Genomic DNA, 24,374 nt, shown 5'->3' on the forward strand with positions numbered 1-24,374 from the left:
ATGCAGCATCCGGTTTCCGCGCCGCTTCGCATGACGGCGGCGAACTACGCCGATCGCATCGGCTTTGCGCAGCTGACGCGCCAGGCCTTCGAAGGCGTCGACCTGCATCCGTTGCGCGACCAGCTGCTGGCGCGGATCGCGGCGGGGACCGCACTGGCGGGCGAAGGGCTGGATCTGTCGTTGATCACCCAGCTACTCGGCGACAAGGATCAGGGGCTTGCGATCCAGTCGGAGGTGCTGAGCTTCCACCAATTGTTTCGCACGCCGGGCGCTGCTCCGAAGCCGGGCTTGCGCGTGCTCGCGCTGGCAGCCGACATCGACATGGGCGGCAACACGCCGATCGATTTTCTGCTCGAAGACTCCGACATCGAGCTGTTGACGCTCTACGTGGTCAAGGGCGTCGGTCTGCCGGAGAATTTGCCCGAGCATGACGTCGCCATCGTGGTCGCCTCCGATTCCGAGGAGTGCCGAGATGCGCTCGCCTCGATCGAGAAGGCCGCGCCGCACTGGCCGCGGCCGCTGCTCAATCGTCCCGATCGCATCGGCAATCTCGATCGCGACAAGCTGCATCGGCTGCTGGCCGGCGTGCCGGGTCTCGACATTCCCGCGACCATCCACGCGACGCGCGCGCAATTGTCCGAGCTTTCGCGAGGGCAGATCGCCTGCCGGGACATCGCGGCCGAACTGCGCTTTCCGATGATCGCGCGGCCGCGCGGATCGCATGCCGGCGTCGGACTCGCGAAGCTCCACGATGCGGCCGCGCTCGCAGCCTACCTTGCCGAGCGTGATGAGCAGGATTTCTTCGTCGCGCGCTTCGTCGACTATGTGAATCCCGACGGGCTCTACCGCAAATATCGTCTCGCGATGGTCGACGGCAAACCCTACGCCTGCCACATGGCGATCGCCGACCGCTGGGACATCTGGTATCTCAACGCCTACATGGCGTTCAGCGAGGAGAAGCGGGCAGAAGAAGCGATCTTCATGCGCGACTTCGATCACGCCTTCGCCGCGCGCCACGGACGCGCGCTCGACGAGATGAGCAGGCGTGTCGGCCTCGATTATTTCATCGTCGATTGCGCCGAGAACCAGGACGGCGAGCTCCTGGTGTTCGAGGCCGACAACACCGCCGTCGTGCACAACATGGATTCGCCGGTCGTGTTTCCCTACAAGCCACCACAGATGCGAAAGATCTTCGCGGCGTTCTCGGCGATGCTGTCGCGGCATGCAGGAGCCGGCGAGGGGAGTGCAGCATGAACGAGATCATCCGCAACGCGCAAAGCTCCGTCGCGCACGCCTCGCTCGACCCGCAGAACTGGAGCGAATTTCGCGCGCTCGCCCATCGCATGCTCGACGATGCGATCGACGGCATCGCCAACGTTCGGGCGCGTCCGGTCTGGCAGCCGATTCCCGATGCGACCCGCGCGGCCTTCAAGGCCGACGTGCCGCGCGAGGCGAGCGACCTCGCCGAGGTCTACCGCGAATTCGCCGATCACGTCGCGCCGTATGCGACCGGCAACGTCCATCCCGGCTTCATGGGCTGGGTGCATGGCGGCGGCACCGCGGTCGGCATGATCGCGGACATGCTCGCAGCCGGCCTCAACGCCAATCTCGGCGGACGCGACCACATGCCGATCGAGGTCGAGCGCCAGATCGTCGACTGGATGCGCCGCCTGTTCGCGTTTCCGGACAGCGCGAGCGGCATCTTCGTCACGGGCACGTCGATGGCCAATCTGATGGCGGTGCTGGTGGCGCGTAACGCTGCGCTCGGCACGCTGGCGCGGCAATACGGCATCGGCAATGACGGCGCGCTGCTGACGGCCTATACGTCGCAGGCCGCGCATGGCTGCGTCTCCAGGGCGATGGACATCGCCGGGCTCGGCACCGACGCGCTGCGCAAGATCGGCGTCGATGCCGATCATCGCATCGACGTAGCCGCGCTGCGCGCGCAGATCACAATCGATCGCGAGGTCGGTTTCAAGCCGTTCCTCGTCGTTGCCTCTGCCGGCACCGTCGATATCGGCGCGATCGACGACCTCGAGGCGATCGCGGAGCTGTGCCGCGAGGAGGGAATCTGGTTTCACGTCGATGGCGCATTCGGCGCGCTTGCGATCTTCTCGCCCGAGCTCGCGCCGCTGCTCGGCGGCATCGAGCTCGCAGATTCCATTGCACTCGACTTTCACAAATGGGGGCAGGTGCCCTACGACGCTGGCTTCCTGCTGGTGCGCGATGGCGAGCTGCATCGGCAGGCCTTCGCGCAGCCCGCGGCCTATCTGCGCCGCGAGGCGAGGGGGCTTGCGGCGGGCGCGGTCTGGCCCTGCGATCTCGGCCCCGATCTGTCGCGCGGCTTCCGTGCGCTGAAGACGTGGTTCACGCTGAAGACATTCGGCACCGATCGGCTGGGTGCGACGATCACGAGAAGCTGCGCGCTGGCGAAATATCTGGAGGCCCGCGTAATGGCTGAACCGCGGCTGGAATTGCTGGCGCCGGTCAACCTCAATATCGTCTGCTTCCGCTATCGTGCCGATGATGCGGTCAATCGCGAGATTGTCGCCGACATCCAGGAGTCCGGAATAGCAGCTCCCTCGAGCACGACGCTGGGCGGCAGGTTTGCGATCCGCGCCGCGATCGTCAATCACCGCACCGAGGAGGCGGACATCGATGCGCTGGTCGCGGCTGTGCTGGAGTTCGGCGGCCGGCGGTGCGGCGACGGGATGATCGAGGTCGAGGCACCGCCGCTCGCGGCGCAATAGCACTGGTGCATGGCTGAAACGACAACGGCCCCGGAGACGATCCGGGGCCGTTGTCGTTTGCGGACTGGGTCGTTCGCGTGGCGCGGCCGCGCGAACGCGCGCGGTCAGGCGGCGGAGCTCACGTCCTTGGCCGCTTCCGTCTGGGGGTGGGTGGCCTCGAATTGGCTCCGCAGCTTCTCTTCATAGGCGATCAGCTTGCGGGCATCCTTCAGCGCCCGGTAGAGGTCGCCGTTCAGGATGTTGTTGTTGATGCCCTCGATGATCGGCCAGGCGCTCGGCACCGCGGTGACGATGTCGCGCACCAGGTTGAAATAGGTGCCGTGCTGGCTCTGCGGATCCGGCGAGATGTACATGAGCTGGACCGCCAGATAGACGAGCTTCGCCGGCGAATCCGCGGTCTCCGGCGTGAGGATGTCGCGCTCGCGCAGGATCGGCACGTTGTCGCCGTCGATCAGGAGGCGCGCGCGCTGGTCCGTGTTGGTAATCACGCAGTTGCCGACGATGATGCGTTCGTGCGGTCTGAGCTCGACCTTGAGGGCCATTGCCTGTTCTCCATCAACGCTTTCGTAACCGAGCGCTCGTTGCGGCCTATTAAGACGTGATTCTCGCTCGGAATTAGTTAACGACCTGTAAATTCCCGCCGTTCACGCGGGAAACCGCAATATTTTCAAGCTCGTACCCTTGCGGCTGCGCGGCGATCTTGCGCGGCGTCCCCGGCCGAATCACGCGAAACCCGGCAAAGGCACGGATTTCATTTCATGTTTCGTTAGAGGTCTCGGCGCCACGGTCCGCCGGTCGCTGGGTCACTCTCGATCCAAGCAGACGAGTAACAGTTGCGTCGTTTACCAGAAAGGTAACAGAGTTATGTCAGGCATCGTCCTCTCCGCGTCGGTTCGCCAGAACCTCCTCTCCCTCCAGTCCACTGCTGATCTTCTCGCCACCACGCAGAACCGTCTGTCGACCGGCAAGAGTGTCAATTCGGCCCTGGACAATCCCACCAACTTCTTCACCGCCCAGTCGCTCGACAACCGCGCCAGCGACATCAACAATCTGCTCGATGGCATCGCCAACGGCGTGCAGGTGCTGCAGGCTGCCAACACCGGCATCACCTCGCTGCAGAAGCTGATCGACTCTGCGAAGTCGATCGCTAACCAGGCGCTGCAGACCACGGTCGGCTACTCCACCAAGTCGAACGTCTCCGCCACCATCGCCGGTGCGACGGCGGCCGACCTGCGCGGCACGACGAGCTTCGCCAGCGCGACCGCAAGCAGCAACGTTGTGTTTAGCGGCGCGGCCGGCGGCACCACGGCGGCGAGCGGCACCACGACCCTCGGCGCCACCATCGGTTCCTTCACGGGCACTGCGGGCACGGCCGGCGACGGCACCACGGCCCTGACCGGCGCCATCACCCTGATCGCGACCAACGGCACCACCGCCACCGGCCTGGCCAGCAACGCCCAGCCCGCCGACGGCGACACGCTGACCGTGAACGGCAAGACCATCACCTTCCGCTCGGGCTCTGCTCCGGCCTCGACTGGCGTTGCGTCCGGCTCGGGCGTCAGCGGCAACCTCGTCACCGACGGCAGCGGCAACACCACTGTCTACCTCGGCACGGCGGGCACGCCGGCTGCGACCGTCAGCGATCTGTTGACCGCGGTCGATCTGGCCAGCGGCGTCAAGACGGCATCCATCACCGCGGGTGCTGCGACGCTCGCCACCAGCTTCAACCAGACCGCTTCGAGCGTTGGTGCGGGCGCCGTCACGCTGAAGAGCTCGACGGGTGCGGATCTGAGCGTCACCGGCAAGGCTGACCTGCTCAAGTCTCTCGGCCTGACCTCGTCTGTGGGCGGCGGCAACGCCACCGTGAGCGTCAACCGGACCACGAGTTCGGGCTCGCTCGGTGCGACGATCACGGACGGCTCGACGCTGAACGTCGACGGTCACGTCATCACCTTCAAGAACGCGCCGATCCCGGGTTCGACCGGTGCTCCGAGCGTTCCGAGCGGGTATGGTGCGAACGGCAACGTTCTCACTGACGGCGCCGGCAACTCGACGGTCTATCTGCAGGGCGGCACGATCAACGACGTCTTGAAGGCGATCGACCTTGCCACCGGCGTGCAGACCGCGACGGTCAATGCCAACGGCACCGCGACGCTTGCGACCGCCACCGGCCAGACCAACTCGTCGATCAACGCCTCCGGCCAGCTCAAGCTCTCCACCGGCGTCAATGCTGACCTGTCCGTCACCGGCACCGGCAACGCGCTGAACGCGCTCGGCCTCGCCGGCAACACCGGGACTGCGACCGCCTTCACCGCGGCCCGCACCTCGGGCGTCGGCGGCATCAGCGGCAAGACCTTGACCTTCTCGTCCTTCAACGGCGGCACGGCGGTCAACGTCACCTTCGGCGACGGCACCAACGGCACGGTCAAGACGCTCGATCAGCTCAACACGAAGCTTCAGGCCAACAACCTGACGGCGACGATCGACGCCAACGGCCTGCTGACGGTCTCGACCACCAACGACTATGCGTCCTCGACCATCGGTTCGAGCGCCGCGGGTGGTGCGATCGGCGGCACGCTGACCTCGTCGCTGACGTTCTCGACGGCTTCCACCCCCGTCCAGGATACGGTTGCGCAGACCTCGCGCGCCAATCTGGTGTCTCAGTACAACAACATCCTGAACCAGATCGACACCACCTCGCAGGACTCCTCGTTCAACGGCGTCAACCTGTTGAACGGCGACCAGCTCAAGCTGGTGTTCGACGAGACCGGCAAGTCGAACCTCAGCATCACCGGCGTGACCTACAACTCCAAGGGTCTGGGTCTTGCCGCGTTGACCAGCGGTGTCGACTTCATCGACAACTCCGCGACCAACAAGGTGCTGTCGAACCTGAACGCCGCGTCGAGCACGCTGCGCTCGGAAGCCTCGAGCCTCGGTTCGAACCTCTCGGTGGTGCAGGTTCGTCAGGACTTCAACAAGAGCCTGATCAACGTGCTGCAGACCGGTTCGTCCAACCTCACGCTGGCCGACACCAACACCGAGGCGGCCAACAGCCAGGCGCTGTCGACCCGCCAGTCGATCGCGGTCTCCGCGCTGTCGCTGGCCAACCAGTCGCAGCAGAGCGTGCTGCAGCTGCTCCGCTAACAAGCGGACGACATCGCAAGCAAGATCCGGCGGCGGGGCTTCGGCCCCGCCGCTTTCTTTTTGGGTCGGCATCAGAACGCCGCTTGGCAAGTCGGGACGATGCGTTCGAGTCCAGCGAATTGCTCACTCTGAGTTATGGTTGACAAGTGGCAAACGCGTCGCCGCTGCACCAAAAAGCATCATGTGATCATGATGATACGACGAAGCGCGGTCCGGCTCCGATCGCGCACATGGTGAATCCGCGGAAGGACTGGAGCGACACGCTTCATGCTTTGTTAGCCGTCTGCGTTCACCGTCCCGGCATCGATTAATCCTAATCGAAGTTTGTTTGTTGCGTTGCGTACCAGAAGGGTAACACTCAATGTCCGGTATCGTCCTCTCTTCGTCGGTTCGTCAGAACCTGCTCTCCCTCCAGTCCACCGCTGATCTTCTCGCCACCACGCAGAGCCGTCTGTCGACCGGCAAGAGCGTCAACTCGGCCCTGGACAATCCCACCAACTTCTTCACCGCACAGTCGCTCGACAACCGCGCCAGCGACATCAACAATCTGCTCGACGGCATCGCCAACGGTGTGCAAGTGCTGCAGGCTGCCAACACCGGCATCACCTCGCTGCAGAAGCTGATCGACAGCGCCAAGTCGATCGCCAATCAGGCGCTGCAGACCACGGTCGGCTACTCCACCAAGTCCAATGTCTCCACCAGCATCTCGGGCGCAACGGCGGCCGACCTGCGTGGCACGACTTCGTTCGCCAGCGCGACGGCGAGCAGCAACGTGGTGTATAACGGCGCGGCGGGCGGCACCACGGCGGCGAGCGGCACCACGACCCTCGGCGCCACCATCGGTTCCTTCACGGGCACTGCGGGCACGGCCGGCGACGGCACCACGGCCCTGACCGGCGCCATCACCCTGATCGCGACCAACGGCACCACCGCCACCGGCCTGGCCAGCAACGCCCAGCCCGCCGACGGCGACACGCTGACCGTGAACGGCAAGACCATCACCTTCCGCTCCGGCTCTGCTCCGGCCTCGACTGGCGTTGCGTCCGGCTCGGGCGTCAGCGGCAACCTCGTCACCGACGGCAGCGGCAACACCACTGTCTATCTCGGCACGGCGGGCACGCCGGCTGCGACCGTCAGCGATCTGTTGACCGCGGTCGATCTGGCCAGCGGCGTCAAGACGGCATCCATCACCGCGGGTGCTGCGACGCTCGCCACCAGCTTCAACCAGACCGCTTCGAGCGTTGGTGCGGGCGCCGTCACGCTGAAGAGCTCGACGGGTGCGGATCTGAGCGTCACCGGCAAGGCTGACCTGCTCAAGTCTCTCGGCCTGACCACGTCTGTGGGCGGCGGCAACGCCACCGTGAGCGTCAACCGGACCACGAGCTCGGGCTCGCTCGGTGCGACGATCGCGGACGGTTCGACGCTGAACGTCGACGGTCACGTCATCACCTTCAAGAACGCGCCGATCCCGGGTTCGACCGGTGCTCCGAGCGTTCCGAGCGGGTATGGTGCGAACGGCAACGTTCTCACTGACGGCGCCGGCAACTCGACGGTCTATCTGCAGGGCGGCACGATCAACGACGTGCTGAAGGCGATCGACCTTGCCACCGGCGTGCAGACCGCGACGGTCAATGCCAACGGCACCGCGACGCTTGCGACCGCCACCGGCCAGTCGAACTCGTTGATCAATGCTTCGGGTCAGCTCAAGATCTCGACCGGTGTCAATGCCGATCTGTCGATCACCGGCACCGGCAACGCGTTAAATGCGCTTGGCTTCGCCGGCAACACCGGGACCTCGACCGCCTTCACCGCGGCGCGCACCTCGGGCGTCGGCGGCATCACCGGCAAGACCTTGACCTTCTCGTCCTTCAACGGCGGCACGGCGGTCAGCGCCACCTTCGGCGACGGCACCAACGGCACGGTCAAGACGCTCGATCAGCTCAACACGAAGCTTCAGGCCAACAACCTGACGGCGACGATCGACGCCAACGGCCTGCTGACGGTCTCGACCACCAACGACTACGCGTCCTCGACCATCGGTTCGAACGCCGCGGGTGGTGCGATCGGCGGCACACTGACCACGGCGCTGACGTTCTCGACGGCTTCCAGCCCCGTCCAGGATACGGTTGCGCAGACCTCGCGTGCGAATCTCGTCAACCAGTACAACAACATCCTCCAGCAGATCGATTCGACTGCTCAGGACTCCTCGTTCAACGGTGTCAACCTCTTGAACGGCGACCAGCTCAAGCTGGTGTTCGACGAGACCGCCAAGTCGAGCCTGAGCATCACGGGCGTGACCTACAACTCCAAGGGTCTGGGCCTCGCTGCGTTGACCAGCGGTGTCGACTTCATCGACAACGCTGCCACCAACAAGGTGCTCACGAACCTGAACTCCGCCTCGAGCACGCTCCGTTCGGAAGCCTCGGCTCTGGGCTCGAACCTGACCATCGTGCAGGTTCGTCAGGACTTCAACAAGAACCTGATCAACGTGCTGCAGACCGGTTCGTCCAACCTCACGCTGGCCGACACCAACGTCGAGGCGGCCAACAGCCAGGCGCTGTCGACTCGTCAGTCGATCGCGGTCTCCGCGCTGTCGCTGGCCAACCAGTCGCAGCAGAGCGTGCTGCAACTGCTCCGCTAACAAGCGGACGACATCGCAAGACGTTAGGGCGGCGGGGCCTCGGCCCCGCCGCTTTTTTGTTGATCGCCCGAGGTTTTGAGAGGGCAGATGACGCTCCGAAAAGTAACCAGCGGTTATGGTTAATGGAGCGTAAGCGCAAAGAATTGCCAATGATTTCAGGCTGATTGCCATCTCGCTCCGCGCGTCCCGCCCGCTCATGGTGAACCGGCGCTTACGCAGGCGATGCTCGTTTCACCCTTTGTTAGCCATGTCGCGGCACGCTGGCCCCGTCACTCGATCCGAAGCGATCGAACGAAGACGCGTAAGCCAGAAGGGTAAGAGTCATGTCAGGTATTGTTCTCTCTGCGTCGGTTCGTCAGAACCTCCTCTCTCTCCAGTCCACCGCCGACCTCCTCGCCACCACACAGAACCGTCTGTCGACCGGCAAGAGCGTCAATTCGGCCCTGGACAATCCCACCAACTTCTTCACCGCCCAGTCGCTCGACAACCGCGCCAGCGACATCAACAATCTGCTCGACGGCATCGCCAACGGCGTGCAGGTGCTTCAGGCCGCCAACACCGGCCTGACCTCGCTGCAGAAGCTGATCGACAGCGCCAAGTCGATCGCCAATCAGGCGCTGCAGACCACGGTCGGCTACTCCACCAAGTCCAACGTCTCCACCACGATCGCCGGCGCGACGGCGGCCGACCTGCGCGGCACGACGAGCTTCGCCAGCGCGACCGCGAGCAGCAACGTGCTGTATAACGGCACGGCCGGCGGCACCACGGCGGCGAACGGCACCACGACGCTCGGCGCCACCATCGGCACCTTCACGGGCACTGCGGGAACGGCCGGCGACGGCACCACGGCTCTGACCGGCGCCATCACCCTGATCGCCACCAACGGCACGACCGCCACCGGCCTGCTCGGCAACGCCCAGCCCGCCGACGGCGACACGCTGACCGTGAACGGCAAGACCATCACCTTCCGCTCCGGCTCTGCTCCGGCGTCGACTGGCGTTCCGTCCGGCTCGGGCGTCAGCGGCAACCTCGTCACCGACGGCAACGGCAACACCACGGTCTATCTCGGCACGGCGGGCACGCCGGCTGCGACCGTCAGCGATCTGTTGACCGCGGTCGATCTGGCCAGCGGCGTCAAGACGGCATCCATCACCGCGGGTGCTGCGACGCTCGCCACCAGCTTCAACCAGACCGCTTCGAGCGTTGGTGCCGGCGCCGTCACGCTGAAGAGCTCGACGGGCGCGGATCTGAGCGTCACCGGCAAGGCCGACCTGCTCAAGTCTCTCGGCCTGACCACATCTTCGGGTGCAGGCAATGCCAGCTTGAACGTCAACCGGACTACGACCGCGGGCTCGCTGGGTGCGACCATCGCGGATGGTTCGACGCTGAACGTCGACGGCCACGTCATCATCTTCAAGAACGCGCCGACCCCGGGCACGACCGGAGCTCCGAGCGTTCCGAGCGGGTATGGTGCGAACGGCAACGTCGTCACGGACGGCAACGGCAACTCGACGGTCTATCTGCAGGGCGGTACGGTCAATGACGTGCTGAAGGCGATCGACCTTGCCACAGGCGTGCAGACCGCGACGATCAACGCCAGCGGCGTCGCGGCGCTTTCGACCGCCACCGGCCAGTCGAACTCGACGATCAACACGTCCGGCCAGCTCAAGATCTCGACCGGCATCAACGCCGACCTGTCGATCACCGGCACCGGCAACGCGCTGAACGTGTTCGGCCTCGCCGGCAACACCGGAAACGCAACGGCCTTCTCCGCCGCCCGCACCTCCGGTATCGGCGGCCTCAGCGGCAAGACCTTGACCTTCTCCTCCTTCAATGGTGGCACGGCGGTCAACGTCACCTTCGGCGACGGTACCAACGGCACGGTCAAGACGCTCGATCAGCTCAACACGAAGCTTCAGGCCAACAACCTCGCGGCGACGATCGACGCCAACGGCCTGCTGACGATCACGGCGTCCAATGACTACGCCTCATCCACGCTCGGCTCCACGGCCGCCGGCGGTGCGATCGGCGGCACGCTCACTTCAGCGCTGACGTTCTCGACGGCTTCCACCCCCGTGCAGGATGCGGTCGCACAGACGGCGCGTGCCAATCTGGTGTCTCAGTACAACAACATCCTGAACCAGATCGACACGACCTCGCAGGACTCCTCGTTCAACGGCGTCAACCTCCTGAACGGCGACCAGCTCAAGCTGGTGTTCGACGAGACCGGCAAGTCGAGCCTGAACATCACCGGCGTGACCTACAACTCCAAGGGTCTGGGCCTCGCCGCGCTGACCGTCGGTGTCGACTTCATCGACAACGCGGCGTCCAACCGGGTGCTGACCAATCTGAACGCGGCGTCGAGCACGCTGCGCTCGGAAGCCTCGAGCCTCGGTTCGAACCTCTCGGTCGTGCAGATCCGTCAGGACTTCAACAAGAACCTGATCAACGTGCTGCAGACCGGCTCGTCCAACCTGACCCTGGCCGACACCAACGTCGAGGCGGCCAACAGCCAGGCGCTGTCGACCCGCCAGTCCATCGCGGTCTCCGCGCTGTCGCTGGCCAACACCTCGCAGCAGAGCGTGCTCCAGCTGCTTCGCTAATAAGCGACTGAAACTACTAAACAAAACCGGGCGGCGGGGTCATTTGTCCCGCCGCTCTTTTTTGCGTCCGGAGACGGGCAGGGGCGTTCATCGGCCATTAACCCTATCCCTTAAACCGGCGTTAACCATACTTTAAAGGAGACCCCCTAAGACTGGACAAAAGCCCGCTTTGCAGACCGCGCGGCCGATTCGTATCCGGTTCAAGAGGAAGACTCGCCAATGTCCAACATCGTTCTCTCGGCGTCCGTTCGCCAGAACCTGTTGTCGCTGCAGTCGACGGCCGACTTGCTGGCCACGACGCAGGAGCGGCTGTCGACCGGCAAGAAGGTCAACACCGCGCTCGACAATCCCACCAACTTCTTCACGGCGCAGGGGCTCGACAACCGGGCGAGCGACATCAGCAACCTGCTCGATGGCATCAACAACGGTGTCCAGGTGCTGCAGGCCGCCAACACCGGCATCACCTCGCTGCAGAAGCTGATCGACAGCGCGAAATCGATCGCCAACCAGGCGCTGCAGACCACGGTCGGCTATTCCACCAAGTCGAACGTCTCCACCACCATTCCCGGTGCGACGCCGGCCGACCTGCGCGGCACGACCTCCTATGCGAGCGCGACCGCCAAGAGCAACGTGCTTTATACCGGTGCTGCCGGTGGCACGACCCCGGTCACCGGGACTGCGGCGCTCGGCGCGTCGCTGGGTTCAAGCGCGGGTACGGTGGTCGGGTTCGCCGCGACGGCGGCCGACGGCACCACCGCACTCTCCGGCACCGCCACACTGGTCGGCACCACCGCATCCACCACATTCGGGAGTGCGCCTGCGGATGGCGACACCATCACGGTGAACGGCAAGACCATCACCTTCCGCACCGGCATCGCTCCGAGCACGCAACCGACCGGCTGGGGCCTCGACGCCAGCGGGCATATCGCCACCGACGGCAACGGCAATTCGATCGTCTATGAGGGAACGGCGGCTGCGCCCGGTGCGACCATCAACGACGTCCTCAGCGCGATCGACCTCGCCAGCGGCGTCAAGACCGCCACGATCAGCGCGAGCGCGGCGACCATCGCGGTCAGCGGTTCGGCGGGTCCCGTCGGTACGCTTCAGGTGGCATCGTCCATCACGGCGGGCGCTGTTACATTGAAGAGCTCGACCGGCGCCGATCTGAGCGTGACGGGCAAGGCCGACTTCCTCAACAAGCTCGGTCTGACCGCGGCGACCGGCGCAGGCAATGCGAGCGTGACCGCGAACCGGTCGACGACCGCCGGCTCGCTCGGCTCTCTCGTTCAGGACGGCTCGACGCTCAATATCGACGGTCACACCATCACGTTCAAGAACGCGCAGACGCCGCAATCGGCGGCGAGCGTCACGTCGGGTGGCGTCAGCGGCAACATCGTCACCGACGGCAACGGCAACTCGACGGTCTATATCCAGAGCGCGACGCTGACCGACCTGCTCAACGCGGTCGACCTTGCCACTGGCGTCAAGACCGCGAGCATCTTCAACGGCGCGGCGGCGCTGTCGACCACCGCGGGCCAGATCCCGTCGTCGGTCAACAGCAGCGGTCAGCTTGCGCTCTCCACCGGCATCAACGCCGATCTCTCGATCACCGGCACGGGCAACGCGCTCAGCGCGTTCGGTCTCAGCGGCAACACGGGAACGGCGACCGCCTTCACCGCGGCGCGGACCTCCGGTGTTGGCGGTGTCAGCGGCAAGACTCTGACCTTCTCCTCCTTCAACGGCGGTACGCCGGTGAACGTCACCTTCGGCGACGGCACCAACGGCACGGTCAAGACGCTCGACCAGCTCAATGTGCAGCTGCAGGCCAACCACCTGACGGCGACGATCGACGCCAACGGCGTGCTGACGGTCACCACCGTCAACGAATACGCCTCCTCGACCCTTGGCTCGACTGCCGCGGGCGGCGCGGTCGGTGGTACGCTCACCGGCGTGCTCGCCTTTACCACTGCACAGCCGCCGGTTCAGGATCCCGTCGCGCAGACGGCGCGTTCGAGCCTGGTCAGCCAGTTCAACAACATCCTGGCGCAGATCGACACGACGTCGCAGGACTCGTCCTTCAACGGCATCAACCTGCTCAACGGCGACACGCTGAAGCTGGTCTTCAACGAGACCGGCAGCTCCACGCTCGGCATCAACGGCGTCGTGTTCAACGCGGCCGGCCTCGGCCTCAGCAATCTCGTTCCCGGCACGGACTTCATCGACAACGGCGCCACCAACAAGGTGCTGGCCAGCCTGAATGCCGCCTCGAGCAGGCTGCGCTCGGAAGGATCGTCGCTCGGTTCGAACCTCTCGATCGTGCAGGTGCGCCAGGACTTCTCCAAGAACCTGATCAACGTGCTGCAGACCGGCTCGTCGAATCTGACCCTCGCCGACACCAACGAGGAAGCGGCCAACAGCCAGGCGCTGTCGACCCGCCAGTCGATCGCGGTGTCCGCGCTGTCGCTGGCCAACCAGTCGCAACAGAGCGTGCTGCAGCTGCTCCGCTAATCTCGCAGCGCAAGATCGCCACACGATATATCGCGGCGGGGCTAACGCTCCGCCGTTCTTTTGAGGGAGATCGCTAAGACAAGATTAGCTGAGATCGACACGCATCACGCGAGCGAGTTTACATCGTGCGTGCGTGGATCTAGCGTTGCGCTGACGAAGAGCTCCGCGACCCGTAATTATCCGGAGTGCTTCCAAGCACACATGTAAGCAAATCTTAAGCGGTGCTGCCTAGGGTTGGGAAAGAAATCCTTAAGCGCGTCCAACGCGCTAGGTAACCTCCAGGGTGTGATTGATGTCGAATTCCGCTGCCTCGGCTTACGCGCGCGTTGCAACGACCACTGCATCTCCTCGCGACATCGAGGCGCAGACCCTGCTCAAGGCCGCGAACAAGCTCCAGGATGCGGTGAACAACGCCGATCCGCTGAGCGAGCAAACCATGCAGGCGCTGATGTTCAACCGCAAGCTCTGGACCATCTTCCTGAGCGAGGCGATGCGCGACAACAATCCGCAGCCGATCGACGTCCGGCAGAAGATCGCCAACATCAGCGTGTTCGTGCTGAGCCAGACCGCCGCGCTGCAGATGAGCCCGCAGTTCGATCACTTCCGTCCGCTGATCGAGATCAACCGCAACATCGCCGCGGGCCTGTCCGGACGGCCGTGACGGCGACTCGTGATGGCCGCATCACGAGAATCCCAGACTAATTGTCCTTCGGAAACACGAATTTCGCGCTGACCGGTGCCGGTCAGACGCAGAGCGTCGTCGCCGATCTCCCGATCGTCAGGCGCTGACGTCCGTGCTGAGCGGACGCGAGGGCTCGGACTTCATATCCAATGCATGGAAATAGGCCCGCCGGCGCAGCATCGCTTCGTCAGGGAACTGGTTGACCACCGCTTCGGTCTTGTCGTTGACGACCTGGAAGACCATGGATGCCGACGCCTGGTCGAATACGACCTGGCGCGAGACGTTCTCGTGGTTCGGCAGATCGTTGCGCACGGGTGCGCTCGTATCCGCCGCGGCGACCGTCTGGTTCACCGGAAGATCGGTTTGCACAGCCTCGTTCGCCGCCGCATTGGACGTCGTTACGATCTGCACGGGTGCCGGGATCCCCACCGGCCTGATGCTGAAATCTGTACTCATGGCAGCCTCCTGGTTGCCTAACGTGAGTCAAATCCCAACCCCTCTAATAACGCAACCATGGAACACCAGGACTGAAGACCCGGTAAGGAAACGTGACTAACCGCGCGACGATTTCGCCGCGCGGTTTTTCGTAAAATTGTCGGTTGTTTTTGTGCGCGCCCAGCTCAGAGCGAGCGGCTGACCGCGAGCGGCGTGATGTGACGCGGACCAGGAGCTGCGCGGCGCCCTGCGGCCGTGTAGGTGTTCGGCACGTTGCGCTTCTGGATCTCGGCATTGACGCCGCGCACGACGCTTTCGGAGACGGCGTGCGCGGTCGCGAGCACGGTGAGATTGACCTGCAGCATCGCGCGGAACGCATCGTGATGCCGGTGCAGCGTCGAGAGCAGCTCCGGCGCGGATTTCGCGAGCTGTGCCTGGTTCGCCTTCAACTGGCTGACGGCGCCGACATAGTTTCGCGACAGCTCCTGCTTCTTGCTCTCGAGCGTCATCGCCTCGCGGACCTTGCCGGCGCGAACGAGCTCGGTCTCGCGCTCGATCAGTCCGAGCAGGGCGCTCATCGCGTCCATCAGGTCTTCGGCGAGCTTGCGCGCCTCGGCGCTGCCGGGCGCGGTGTTCGGGCGCTGTTGCAGCGGCTGACGTGAGGCGTTGAAATGGTTCATCTCGTTTGACCTTATGCCGTGCGGATCGTTTTCGCCTGCTGCATGATGAGGGTGCGGTAGACTTCGGTGGCGACGCCGACGCCGCCGGCCTTGGCGAAGTTCTTGGAATATTGCTCGGTCAGCATCGAGCGCCACACGCCGGTGCCGGGCGTGTCGCCGAACGGGCCTTCGCCCTTCAGGCCCGAGGTCATCTGCGAGAACATGCTGTTGAGGAACATCGCCTCGAAGTCGGTGGCGGTCTTCTGCGCCCTGGCCTGCTGCTTCGGCGAGACCTTTTGTAGGGCGGCGGCGAGCTCGAAATCGGGCCGGCCGTTGCGGCTCTCGACCGAGAAGGCCGACGAGGTGGCAAGGCGCGGTGTGTTGATCGTGCCGGTCTGCATCACATCACCTCGATGTCGGCTTCGATGGCACCGGCGGCCTTGATCGCCTGGAGGATGCTGATCATGTCGCGCGGACCGATGCCGAGGCCGTTGAGGCCGTCGACGAGCTGCTGGAGCGAGACGCCGTCCTTGACGACGGCCAGCTTCTTGCCGTCCTCGGTGACGGTGACGCTGCTGCGCGGCGCGACCACGGTGCGGCCGCGCGACAGCGGGTTGGGCTGGCTCACCTGCGGGCTCTCGGAGATGGTGACGGTGAGGTTGCCCTGCGCGACCGCGACGGTGGCGACACGGACGTCGCGCCCCATCACGATGATGCCGCTGCGTTCGTCGATGACGATCTTTGCGGCGAGATCGGGGTCGACCTGGAGCTGCTCGATCTCGGTGAGGAAGGCGACGACGTTGCCCTTGAACTCGGGCGGGACCGAAAGCTGCACCGTGGAGGGATCGATCGGTTCGGCGGTCTTGACGCCGAGATAGTCATTGACCGCGGCCGCGATCCGTTTGGCCGTGGTGAAATCGGCGTTGCGCAGCGCCAGGCGCACGTTCGGCAACCGATTGAGCGCGAACTCGATCTCGCGCTCGATGATGGCGCCGTTGGCGATGCGTCCCACGGTGGGAACGCCGCGCACGATCTTGGCCGCCTCGCCCTCGGCCTGGAATCCGGAGATCGCGAGCGAGCCTTGCGCCACCGCGTAGACATTGCCGTCGGCACCCAACAGGGGGGTGACGAGCAGGGTGCCGCCCTGGAGGTTCTTGGCATCGCCGAGCGCGGAGACGGTGACGTCCATGCGCGTGCCTTGCGTGGCGAAGGCCGGCAGATTGCCGGTCACCATCACGGCTGCGACGTTGCCGGTGCGGATGGTGGCGCCGCGGATGTTGACGCCCATGCGCTCGAGCATCGCCTGCAGCGACTGCTTGGTGAAGGGGATGTTGTTGAGCGTGTCGCCGGTGCCGTTGAGGCCGACGACGAGGCCGTAGCCGATCAGCTGGTTCTGCCGCACGCCTTCGATATTGGCGAGATCCTTGATGCGCGAGGTCGCCGCCGCCGGCGCGAGCGACAGCATCAGCGCCGACAGCGCCGCGCAGGCCACCCCAACAATCCTCACCCAACGAACGCTTGGCATCCTCTGCTCCCCAAGGATCCTCAAAAGGCTCCTCAAATCGGAAGGACCTGCACGACACTCCCATGACGAGCTGGTCCGGCGCTGTCCTTGCGAGGGCTGTGCCAACCCGGGGCGGCGGGGATAGGCCGCTGAATAGGTTGAATAAATCTGTTTCGACCGGTGTCAGCCGGCGTTGTCCCTGAGGAGCGAAACTGCCGCCCGTCGGCAGATTTTGCCGGGCCGTTTACGCGCCGTTAACCATAAGACGGCGAAGGTGACCGCATCGATCACCCGGATTCCCTCCGATGCGCATCTACGGACCGAACGGCACGACGCTTGGAACGCCGGCCAACCAGGCCAGGCGGACCGGCTCCGGCACCTTCGTGTTGCCTGACACCTCGTCGGCGCAGGAGACCCGGAGCGCTGCCGCACCGAAGGCCGCCACCAACATCGACGGGTTGCTGGCGCTGCAGGGCGTCGAGGAGGACCCGGTCGAGCGCCGCAAGCGCTCGGTCACCCGCGGCAGGACCGCGCTCGACGTGCTCGACGATCTCAAGATGGGGCTCTTGGCCGGCAATCTCGACGCCTCGACCGTGATGCGCCTGCGCGATGCTGCGGCGAACCTGAAATCATCCTCGGGCGATCCCGGTCTCGATGCGGTGCTCTCCGAGATCGAGCTGCGCGTCGAGGTCGAGCTCGCCAAGGCCGGACGCGCCTAGCAGGCTGTCGTCGCCCTGGCTTGACCGGGCGACAGTCGTTTTCGAATCGAGAAGCCGCAGCGTACTCGATGCCCCGGTCGAGCCGGGGCATGACAGCGGAATTTAGAATGAGCGTGCGGCACTACCAAGAAAGCACCCCTTACGCCGCTTCCTCCTTCTGCTGCGCGTCGTAGCGGCGCTGGGCGGCGAGAACGTCTTTCAGATTCTGCTCGGCCCAATCGCGCAGCGGATCGACTGCGCCGGCGAGCGTCAGCCCGAGCTGCGTGATCGAATACTCCACCGTCACCGGCACGGTCGCGATGGCATGGCGCCTGATCAGGCCGTCACGTTCGAGCGATTTGAGAACCTGGCTCAGCATCTTCTGCGAAATGCCTTCGATCGTGCGGCGCAACTGATTGAAGCGCATCGGCTCCTCGCGCAGCAGCAGCAGGATCAGCACCGCCCATTTGTCGCCGATGCGATCGAGAATCTGGCGGGTGGGGCAGTTCGCTGCATAGACGTCGGGTTTCATCGTCGGTCCTCGGAATCCGTTTTCGTCGCTCGCGGTGCGCGTGGCGGTTACCCTTGCGTAATCAGGTAAGCACAAAGTGCTCTCTTAACACCAGCATTCTTTGCGATATCTAGTCACTGCTAGTTACCACAGAAGCAAAGGAGCCTTCCATGAAAATCGCAGTTGCCGGCGCCTCGGGTCGGGCCGGGTCGGAAATCACCAAGGAACTGTCCCGCCGCGGCCATGCGGTCACGGCCATCGCCCGGAACCCCGAGAAGATCGCGGCCCTGCCCAACGTCACGCCGACCAAGGGCGACGTGCTCGACCAGGCGGGGCTTGCCAAGCTGTGGACCGGGCATGACGTCGCCGTGAGTTCCGTGCACTTCCTGGCCAGCGATGCGCGGAAGCTGATCGGCGCGGCGAAGGACGCCAAGGTTGGTCGCTACCTCGTCGTCGGCGGCGCCGGCAGCCTCGAAGTCGCGCCGGGCGTGAAACTGGTCACGACTCCCAATTTTCCGGCCCAATACAAGGCGGAAGCGGAAGCGGGCTCGGTCTTCCTCGACCTGCTGCGGCAGGAAAAGGATCTGAACTGGACCTTCATTTCGCCGTCGGCGCTGTTCATCGAGGGGGAGCGCACGGGCAAGTTCCGGCTTGGCACCGATCAGCTTCTCGCAGATGCGAACGGGAAGAGCTGGATCACGTTCGCTGACTACGCCATTGCGCTCGCCGACGAGATCGAACGGCCGGCCCATGTGAGGCAGCGTTTCACGGTCGGCTACTAGGCCATCGGCCGCCCCCGGGCCCTCCAGGATAAACCTTCCTGTGCAAGGGCTTGGGGGCGCTAACCGGTTGCTCAGGGAAACATTGTCTGTCACAGGTGGCCGCTATATAAGGCCCCGCTCAACGGACCCCGTTCCGTTTGCGAGTCGTTGATTAGACAGATAGGCCGCCCTTGGAAAAGTTGAAAAACTACCGACCGACCGAAAAAGAGCCTTTCATGAACGACCGGCAGAAGGAGTACTTCCGCTTGAAGCTCCTCGCCTGGAAGGATGAGATCCTCAAAGAGTCCAAGCTCACCCTGCAAGCCCTGCAGGAGGAGAACGTCAACCACCCCGATCTCGCCGATCGGGCATCGTCCGAAACCGACCGCGCCATCGAGCTCCGCGCCCGCGACCGCCAGCGCAAGTTGATCGCCAAGATCGACGCCGCGCTCCAGCGTATCGAGGACAACACCTACGGCTATTGCGAGGACACCGGCGAGCCGATCTCGTTGAAGCGGCTCGAGGCCCGGCCCATCGCGACGCTCTCGGTGGAAGCGCAGGAGCGCCACGAGAAGCGCGAGAAGGTCTATCGCGACGAATAGAGCCCGAGCCGCCGCGTGCGGCTCTTTTGTTTTTGGCTCACGGCGTCGCTTGAACGCCGCTGGTCCGGCGCGTAGATTCGCGCCGTCATGATGATTTGCACTCTCAACATCGCATCGGTCTTCTTCCTGGGCTGAGAGCAGGCGCCTCCGTCGCGGAGGCATTGCGTCCCGCAAGTTCGACTTGCGGCCTCCCAACCGATTGAGCCAGCCGGTTCCGCAGCGAGCGGACGATGAGGGCTGGCGAGCCTCCGAGAGATCATCATCATGACTGCCAATCCGCGCGCGTTCGACGACGCGCAAATAGCTAAATTCATCCGCGACGGCTTTGTCCGGATCGACAATGCTTTCCCCCGTGAGCTCGCCGAGGCGGCCCGCGTCATCATCTGGCGCGATCTGCCATGCAGCGAGCACGACCCCGCGAGCTGGACCCGGCCCGTGGTGCGGCTGCCCTATTATGGCGGCCCGCCGTTCCGGGATGCCATCAACACCGGAGTGCTCCATGCCGCCTTCGACCAGATCGTCGGGCAGGGGCGATGGCGGCCGCGACGCGATATCGGCACCTTTCCGGTGCGGTTTCCGCATCCGGACGATCCGGGCGACGACGGCTGGCATGTCGATCTCAGCTTTCCCGGCGAGGCCAGCAACCCGAACGAGACGCAGGATTTCTCGGCCTGGCGCGTCAACATCACCTCGCGGGGGCGAGCGCTGCTGCTGCTGTTCCTGTTCTCCGATGTCGGTGACGACGATGCGCCGACGCGGATCCGGGTCGGCTCGCATCTGCCGATGGCGCGCTACCTGGCGCCAGCCGGCGATGCGGGCCGGGCGCACATGCTGCTGGAGCAGATGGGGGCCGATTGTCCGGTGGCGCTCGCGACCGGTGCGGCCGGCACGGTCTATCTCTGTCATCCCTTCCTGGTTCATGCCGCGCAGAAGCATCGGGGAACGCGACCGCGCTTCCTGGCGCAACCACCGCTGCATCTCGCCGAGCCGTACCGGCTGGAGCGGAGCGAGGGCGACTACTCGCCGGTCGAGGTCGCCATTCGCCTCGCGCTTGGACGCATTTGACGGAAGCGTTGTCATTGCACGCAGCGTTGTGGCGGGTTCCTCCGCCACAACGCCGCTGTTGTCCGATGCCAATTGCCGCGATCGCGAAAAGTGAATCGCGATCAATGGGCTAGAGTCGAATCCTGCATGCTCACGTGAGTTCGCATGAGAAAAAGCCTTCACTTCAGGTGCGGGAAGTTTTGCGAGTCGCATCAAGGAGATCGACCGGCATCTTGAGACGACGGCGCAGCGGCTTCACGCATCGCTGCAATCAGGGTCTCGTTCCGCGCGGGCCGGGTGGGCCTGGCGCGTGGCTCCATAAAGACCGGACCAACTCAATATTTCCTTAAGCGGCGGGAGCCCCCCGTATTCGGCCCGGCTGAGCGCCGACCAGCGCTTGTCAGGCGGGGACGGGGATGCTGAACTGAGCGGCAATGTTGCGTAGCGTGGGAGGCGGCGCCGATGGATAAGATTCTCGAAGCCGCAAAGGCGATCGCGCTGGCGCGCCGCAACCATGCGCCGCTCGCGGCGCTGGAACGTCCCCCCATGGATGAGGCCGAGGGCTACCAGGTCCAGCGCGCGCTGCACGATCTGCTGCTGCCGCATCTCGGGCCGCTGGTCGGCTACAAGATCGGCTGCACCAGCCAGGTGATGCAGGACTATATCGGCATCCCGCATCCCTGCGGCGGCGGCGTGTTCCAGAAGGGCGTGCACGACACCGGCGCCAAGCTCGCCGCCTCCAACTATGTCCGGGTCGGGGTCGAATGCGAGATCGCGGTGCGGTTGAAGCGCGACCTTGCCGCCGGCGAGGCGCCGTTCACGGCCGAATGGGTCGGCGAAGCGGTCGAGGCCTATCATCCCGCCATCGAGATCGTCGACGACCGCTACGTGAAGTGGGAGGCGATGGGTGCCCCGACGCTGATCGCCGACGATTTCTTCGCGGCCGGCTGCGTGCTGGCCCGGGCGGTTCCGCGCTCGTCGGTGCCGGACCTGAAGGCGGTCAAGGGCCGCGCCATCCTCAATGGCGAGGAGGTCAGCCACGGCACCGGCGCCGACGTGCTCGGTCATCCCCACAACGCGCTCGCCTGGCTCGCCAACCATCTCGCCGCCGAAGGCAAGGGTCTTCACGCGGGACAGCTCGTGCTCACCGGCAGCCTGGTCAAGACGCTGTGGCTGAAGGCCGGCGACAAGGTGCGGATGGAACTGGACGGGCTGGGGGCGGTAGAGGTGAAGTTTACCTGAGGGTGCGTTGCGATCTCCGTGCCCCGGACGCAGCGCAGCGCAGCCCTGGCGATGCGAAGCATCGTCCAGGGAGCGGTGCGCTGCAGAGCCGGGGCCCATGCAGCAGCGTGTTGCGCGGCTATCTGGGTCCCGGCTCTGCGCCGCATCGCTGACGCGCTGCGTCTTGTCCGGACAGGCGAGGGATGAGTGTCCGGCAACAATCTCGGCTTTTCCATTAAGATCGCAATCGCGGACACGCCTCCGCATCCTCGCGGCATCTTCGGCCCGAGCTTTGCTGTCGGCTTGCCCTCCTGAAGATCAAGAAGGCGCAGGGAAGGCCGGGCGCCGGCTGGCACCCGCAATCCCGTGTGCGAAGGATACGCGCACGGGTGGATCACAGGTGACGCCGGGACATCCCGGCCTTCCCTGCGCGATGGTTTGAACGGTGTCCTTCGTGCTCTCCTCGGGGAGCGATGCCCCGTCGCCTTGCGGATGATCGATGCGCGCACCGGTTGGCCGCCACATCACCGCAAGGCTTGACGCACAGACCCCGGGCGTCAGGACCACACGACTTCTCCGTCCGCGCACATCCTCGCTGGGTTCTCCACGGCTGGCGTGCGCTCGCCATCGAGACCAAGCGTAAGACGTTGTCAGCGCCGTGTCGTATCGCGCCTGCCGCTGCTCACGGTTTCCCGCCCTGAAGCGAACATCGCGCGCCGACGCCGTCGCGGCCACCGCATTCCATCCCGCGCTTCGTGACGATCGCGATACGCCCTCTTGTGGAATGGAACGAAACGAGAACATAATGAGGTGGTCGGAGCGTGTCAACAAGAATTTCTAAAATCCGAAAATTCTGAAATTGAAAATTGGTAACGTGTGTGGTACCAAATGATCAGGATCGAAGAATATATCGTCAACGATCGTAGCCCGTTCCGCGATTGGCTCGAACGACTTGATCCGCAGGCACGTGTGATGATTGCGGTCGCGATCGAGCGGTTGGCCGACGGCAACACATCGAACGTCAAGTCCATTGGGGAGGGGGCCGCCGAGCTGAAGATCAATCGCGGCCCTGGCTATCGGGTGTATTTCGGCTGGAATGGCAATTTGCTGGTCATTCTGTTGGGAGGCGGCACCAAGCAGAGACAGCAAAACGACATCGATGCGGCGCTGCGACGATGGCGGGATTACAAGTCAAGAGCAGGACAGGGAATAGGTGATGCCATTGACCCGGAGTTTTCGTGACACCGTCCGCGCGATGGCCGAGCGCGATCCCGCCTTTCGTGAGGCGCTGTTCCTGGAGGCGATGCAGGGCCTGTTGCAGGGGGATGTCGACTATGGCCGCACCGCGCTGCGGACCTACATCAATGCCACCATCGGTTTCAAGCGGCTCAGCGAGGTGCTCGACCGTCCGCAAAAGAGCCTGATGCGGATGTTTGGGCCGCGCGGCAATCCTACGGCCGAGAACCTGATGGCGGTAATCCACGCGCTCCAGAAGGAGACCGGTGTGCATCTGGAAATACGCGCCGTCGCCGATGCGGCGTGAGGTGACGCTAGCGTTCACCGCCATTGTTGCGAGCGCAGCGACTTGTCCGCCGAAGCCTGAGCGAAGGCGGAAGCAATCCAGAGTCTTTCCACGGAGGCAGTCTGGATTGCTTCGTCGCGAAGGGCTCCTCGCAATGACGTGGATGGGACATCGCTCTTATGGGACCATCCGACGCGCAGCTGCTTCCATCCCCAAAATACATGCGGCCTCCGGCAGGGGAGCTACCGGAGGCCGCGTAGTACATCGTCGTTCGCGCCTAGGTTCGCGAACACGATGTGGGAGCTCTTGAAGAGGGTTAGAAGGGCAGCAGCACGTCCATCACCTGCTGGCCGTAGCGCGGCTGCTGCACGTCCATGATCTGGCCGCGGCCGCCATAGGCGATGCGGGCCTGCGCGATCTTGGTTGAATCGATGGTGTTGTCGCTCTGGATGTCTTCGGGGCGGACGATGCCCGCGACCACGAGCTCGCGGATCTCGAAGTTGACGCGGATCTCCTGCTTGCCCTCAACCACGAGGTTGCCGTTCGGCAGCACCTGGGTGACGACCGCGGCGACGTTGGTCTGCAAGGCTTCCGTGCGGTTGACCGAGCCCTTGCCGTCGCTGGACGCGGTGGAGTCGGCGGTGAGGATGCGGCCGGGCAGCACCTTCTGGGCCTGCGCGCCGAGCGTCTTCGCGCCGATGAAATCGGTGATGCCTGAGTCTTCCGAATTGGTGCGGCTGCGCTGGGTCTCGTTGGCGATGTTGGCCTTGTCGGTGATGTTGACGGCCACGGTGAGGAGGTCGCCGACCTGGCGGGCGCGCTGGTCCTTGAAGAACGCGCGGCTGCCGTTGCGCCACAGCGAGTTCGGATTGTAGGAGGCGACTTCCGGCTTCGGCATCGGCATCTGCACCGGCTTGTAGCCCGGCTGCGCCGTCGGATTGTCGATCGCGGACAATTTCGGCTGCTCGCCGATCTGCGACAGGCGGTCGATCGAGGAGCAACCGCCCAGCGCGCAAGAGGCCAGCAGCAGGGCAGAGATCGCGATGCGACGAAGACGGTAAGCCGAACTGAAAGCGGACATGACGAACT

21 protein-coding genes are annotated in these 24,374 nt (G+C 64.6%); 14 read left to right on the forward strand and 7 right to left on the reverse strand.

Translation table 11 applies throughout. The features are described from left to right. Both GDN70_RS14260 and GDN70_RS14265 read left to right on the forward strand, forming a co-directional pair. Complete coding sequence (locus GDN70_RS14260; RefSeq protein WP_038951234.1) at nt 1–1,254, forward strand: RimK family alpha-L-glutamate ligase; 1,254 nt, start codon at nt 1–3, stop codon at nt 1,252–1,254. Next, on the forward strand, nt 1,251–2,750 hold the full coding sequence (locus tag GDN70_RS14265) for an aspartate aminotransferase family protein (protein ID WP_038973683.1): 1,500 nt from the start codon (nt 1,251–1,253) through the stop codon (nt 2,748–2,750). The genes GDN70_RS14260 and GDN70_RS14265 overlap by 4 nt, the downstream gene beginning before the upstream one ends. A gap of 104 nt (nt 2,751–2,854) precedes the next feature. On the opposite strand, the gene flbT is transcribed toward GDN70_RS14265, so the two are convergent. Next, complete coding sequence (gene flbT / locus GDN70_RS14270) at nt 2,855–3,292, reverse strand: flagellar biosynthesis repressor FlbT (protein ID WP_028144338.1); 438 nt, start codon at nt 3,290–3,292, stop codon at nt 2,855–2,857. Between the two features lie 322 nt (nt 3,293–3,614). Here flbT and GDN70_RS14275 point away from each other — a divergent pair, with 322 nt between their 5' ends. From GDN70_RS14275 to flaF, 5 genes are all read left to right on the forward strand, one after another. Then, complete coding sequence (locus GDN70_RS14275) at nt 3,615–5,894, forward strand: DUF1522 domain-containing protein (protein ID WP_109866597.1); 2,280 nt, start codon at nt 3,615–3,617, stop codon at nt 5,892–5,894. Between the two features lie 361 nt (nt 5,895–6,255). Continuing rightward, entirely contained in the window at nt 6,256–8,535 is a 2,280-nt protein-coding gene (locus GDN70_RS14280) for a DUF1522 domain-containing protein (protein ID WP_095425750.1), read from the forward strand. Between the two features lie 323 nt (nt 8,536–8,858). Continuing rightward, nucleotides 8,859–11,138 carry a DUF1522 domain-containing protein gene (locus GDN70_RS14285; protein ID WP_038974412.1) on the forward strand — a complete coding sequence of 760 codons (2,280 nt, stop codon included), beginning with the start codon at nt 8,859–8,861 and terminating at the stop codon, nt 11,136–11,138. Nucleotides 11,139–11,357: 219 nt separating this feature from the next. After that, nucleotides 11,358–13,646 carry a DUF1522 domain-containing protein gene (locus GDN70_RS14290; protein ID WP_028142743.1) on the forward strand — a complete coding sequence of 763 codons (2,289 nt, stop codon included), beginning with the start codon at nt 11,358–11,360 and terminating at the stop codon, nt 13,644–13,646. Between the two features lie 292 nt (nt 13,647–13,938). Beyond that, nucleotides 13,939–14,307, forward strand: coding sequence for a flagellar biosynthesis regulator FlaF (gene flaF / locus GDN70_RS14295; RefSeq protein WP_008554779.1), 369 nt, complete (start codon nt 13,939–13,941; stop codon nt 14,305–14,307). A gap of 117 nt (nt 14,308–14,424) precedes the next feature. On the opposite strand, the gene GDN70_RS14300 is transcribed toward flaF, so the two are convergent. The 4 genes from GDN70_RS14300 to GDN70_RS14315 all read right to left on the reverse strand — a co-directional run bounded on the left by GDN70_RS14300 (nt 14,425) and on the right by GDN70_RS14315 (nt 16,947). After that, nucleotides 14,425–14,784, reverse strand: a complete 360-nt coding sequence (locus GDN70_RS14300; protein WP_038971596.1) for a hypothetical protein — start codon at nt 14,782–14,784, stop codon at nt 14,425–14,427. Between the two features lie 164 nt (nt 14,785–14,948). Then, nucleotides 14,949–15,443 (reverse strand): hypothetical protein, encoded by a 495-nt coding sequence (locus GDN70_RS14305; protein ID WP_152102692.1) that lies wholly within the window; start codon nt 15,441–15,443, stop codon nt 14,949–14,951. Nucleotides 15,444–15,454: 11 nt separating this feature from the next. Further along, nucleotides 15,455–15,823 (reverse strand): flagellar assembly peptidoglycan hydrolase FlgJ, encoded by a 369-nt coding sequence (flgJ, locus tag GDN70_RS14310; protein WP_028142746.1) that lies wholly within the window; start codon nt 15,821–15,823, stop codon nt 15,455–15,457. After that, nucleotides 15,823–16,947: a flagellar basal body P-ring protein FlgI gene (locus tag GDN70_RS14315; RefSeq protein WP_152102693.1), complete on the reverse strand. Its 1,125-nt coding sequence runs from the start codon at nt 16,945–16,947 to the stop codon at nt 15,823–15,825. Before GDN70_RS14315 ends, flgJ begins: the two co-directional genes overlap by 1 nt. A gap of 284 nt (nt 16,948–17,231) precedes the next feature. On the opposite strand from GDN70_RS14315, the gene GDN70_RS14320 reads away from it, so the two are divergent. Next, nucleotides 17,232–17,645, forward strand: coding sequence for a flagellar assembly protein FliX (locus GDN70_RS14320; protein ID WP_018321841.1), 414 nt, complete (start codon nt 17,232–17,234; stop codon nt 17,643–17,645). A 139-nt stretch (nt 17,646–17,784) separates the two neighbouring features. Here GDN70_RS14320 and GDN70_RS14325 read toward each other — a convergent pair whose 3' ends face one another. After that, nucleotides 17,785–18,156: a helix-turn-helix domain-containing protein gene (locus tag GDN70_RS14325; RefSeq protein WP_028142748.1), complete on the reverse strand. Its 372-nt coding sequence runs from the start codon at nt 18,154–18,156 to the stop codon at nt 17,785–17,787. Nucleotides 18,157–18,305: 149 nt separating this feature from the next. Between GDN70_RS14325 and GDN70_RS14330 the strand changes: the two genes are divergently transcribed. The 6 genes from GDN70_RS14330 to GDN70_RS14360 all read left to right on the forward strand — a co-directional run bounded on the left by GDN70_RS14330 (nt 18,306) and on the right by GDN70_RS14360 (nt 23,306). Then, complete coding sequence (locus GDN70_RS14330; protein ID WP_152102694.1) at nt 18,306–18,917, forward strand: NAD(P)-dependent oxidoreductase; 612 nt, start codon at nt 18,306–18,308, stop codon at nt 18,915–18,917. A 215-nt stretch (nt 18,918–19,132) separates the two neighbouring features. Beyond that, nucleotides 19,133–19,498 (forward strand): RNA polymerase-binding protein DksA, encoded by a 366-nt coding sequence (gene dksA, locus GDN70_RS14335; protein ID WP_008554760.1) that lies wholly within the window; start codon nt 19,133–19,135, stop codon nt 19,496–19,498. A gap of 264 nt (nt 19,499–19,762) precedes the next feature. Next, nucleotides 19,763–20,563: a phytanoyl-CoA dioxygenase family protein gene (locus tag GDN70_RS14340; RefSeq protein WP_028142750.1), complete on the forward strand. Its 801-nt coding sequence runs from the start codon at nt 19,763–19,765 to the stop codon at nt 20,561–20,563. Nucleotides 20,564–21,004: 441 nt separating this feature from the next. Continuing rightward, on the forward strand, nt 21,005–21,784 hold the full coding sequence (locus GDN70_RS14345; RefSeq protein ID WP_152102695.1) for a 2-keto-4-pentenoate hydratase: 780 nt from the start codon (nt 21,005–21,007) through the stop codon (nt 21,782–21,784). An 867-nt stretch (nt 21,785–22,651) separates the two neighbouring features. After that, complete coding sequence (locus GDN70_RS14355) at nt 22,652–23,005, forward strand: type II toxin-antitoxin system RelE/ParE family toxin (protein ID WP_173015810.1); 354 nt, start codon at nt 22,652–22,654, stop codon at nt 23,003–23,005. Continuing rightward, on the forward strand, nt 22,980–23,306 hold the full coding sequence (locus GDN70_RS14360; protein ID WP_152102697.1) for a DNA-binding protein: 327 nt from the start codon (nt 22,980–22,982) through the stop codon (nt 23,304–23,306). The genes GDN70_RS14355 and GDN70_RS14360 overlap by 26 nt, the downstream gene beginning before the upstream one ends. Before the next feature lie 295 nt (nt 23,307–23,601). On the opposite strand, the gene flgH is transcribed toward GDN70_RS14360, so the two are convergent. Next, on the reverse strand, nt 23,602–24,366 hold the full coding sequence (gene flgH, locus GDN70_RS14365; RefSeq protein ID WP_152102698.1) for a flagellar basal body L-ring protein FlgH: 765 nt from the start codon (nt 24,364–24,366) through the stop codon (nt 23,602–23,604). Nucleotides 24,367–24,374 lie beyond the last annotated feature (8 nt).

Source organism: Bradyrhizobium sp. TM102 (assembly GCF_009176685.1).
In the GTDB taxonomy this organism is placed as follows: Bacteria; Pseudomonadota; Alphaproteobacteria; order Rhizobiales; family Xanthobacteraceae; genus Bradyrhizobium; species Bradyrhizobium ottawaense.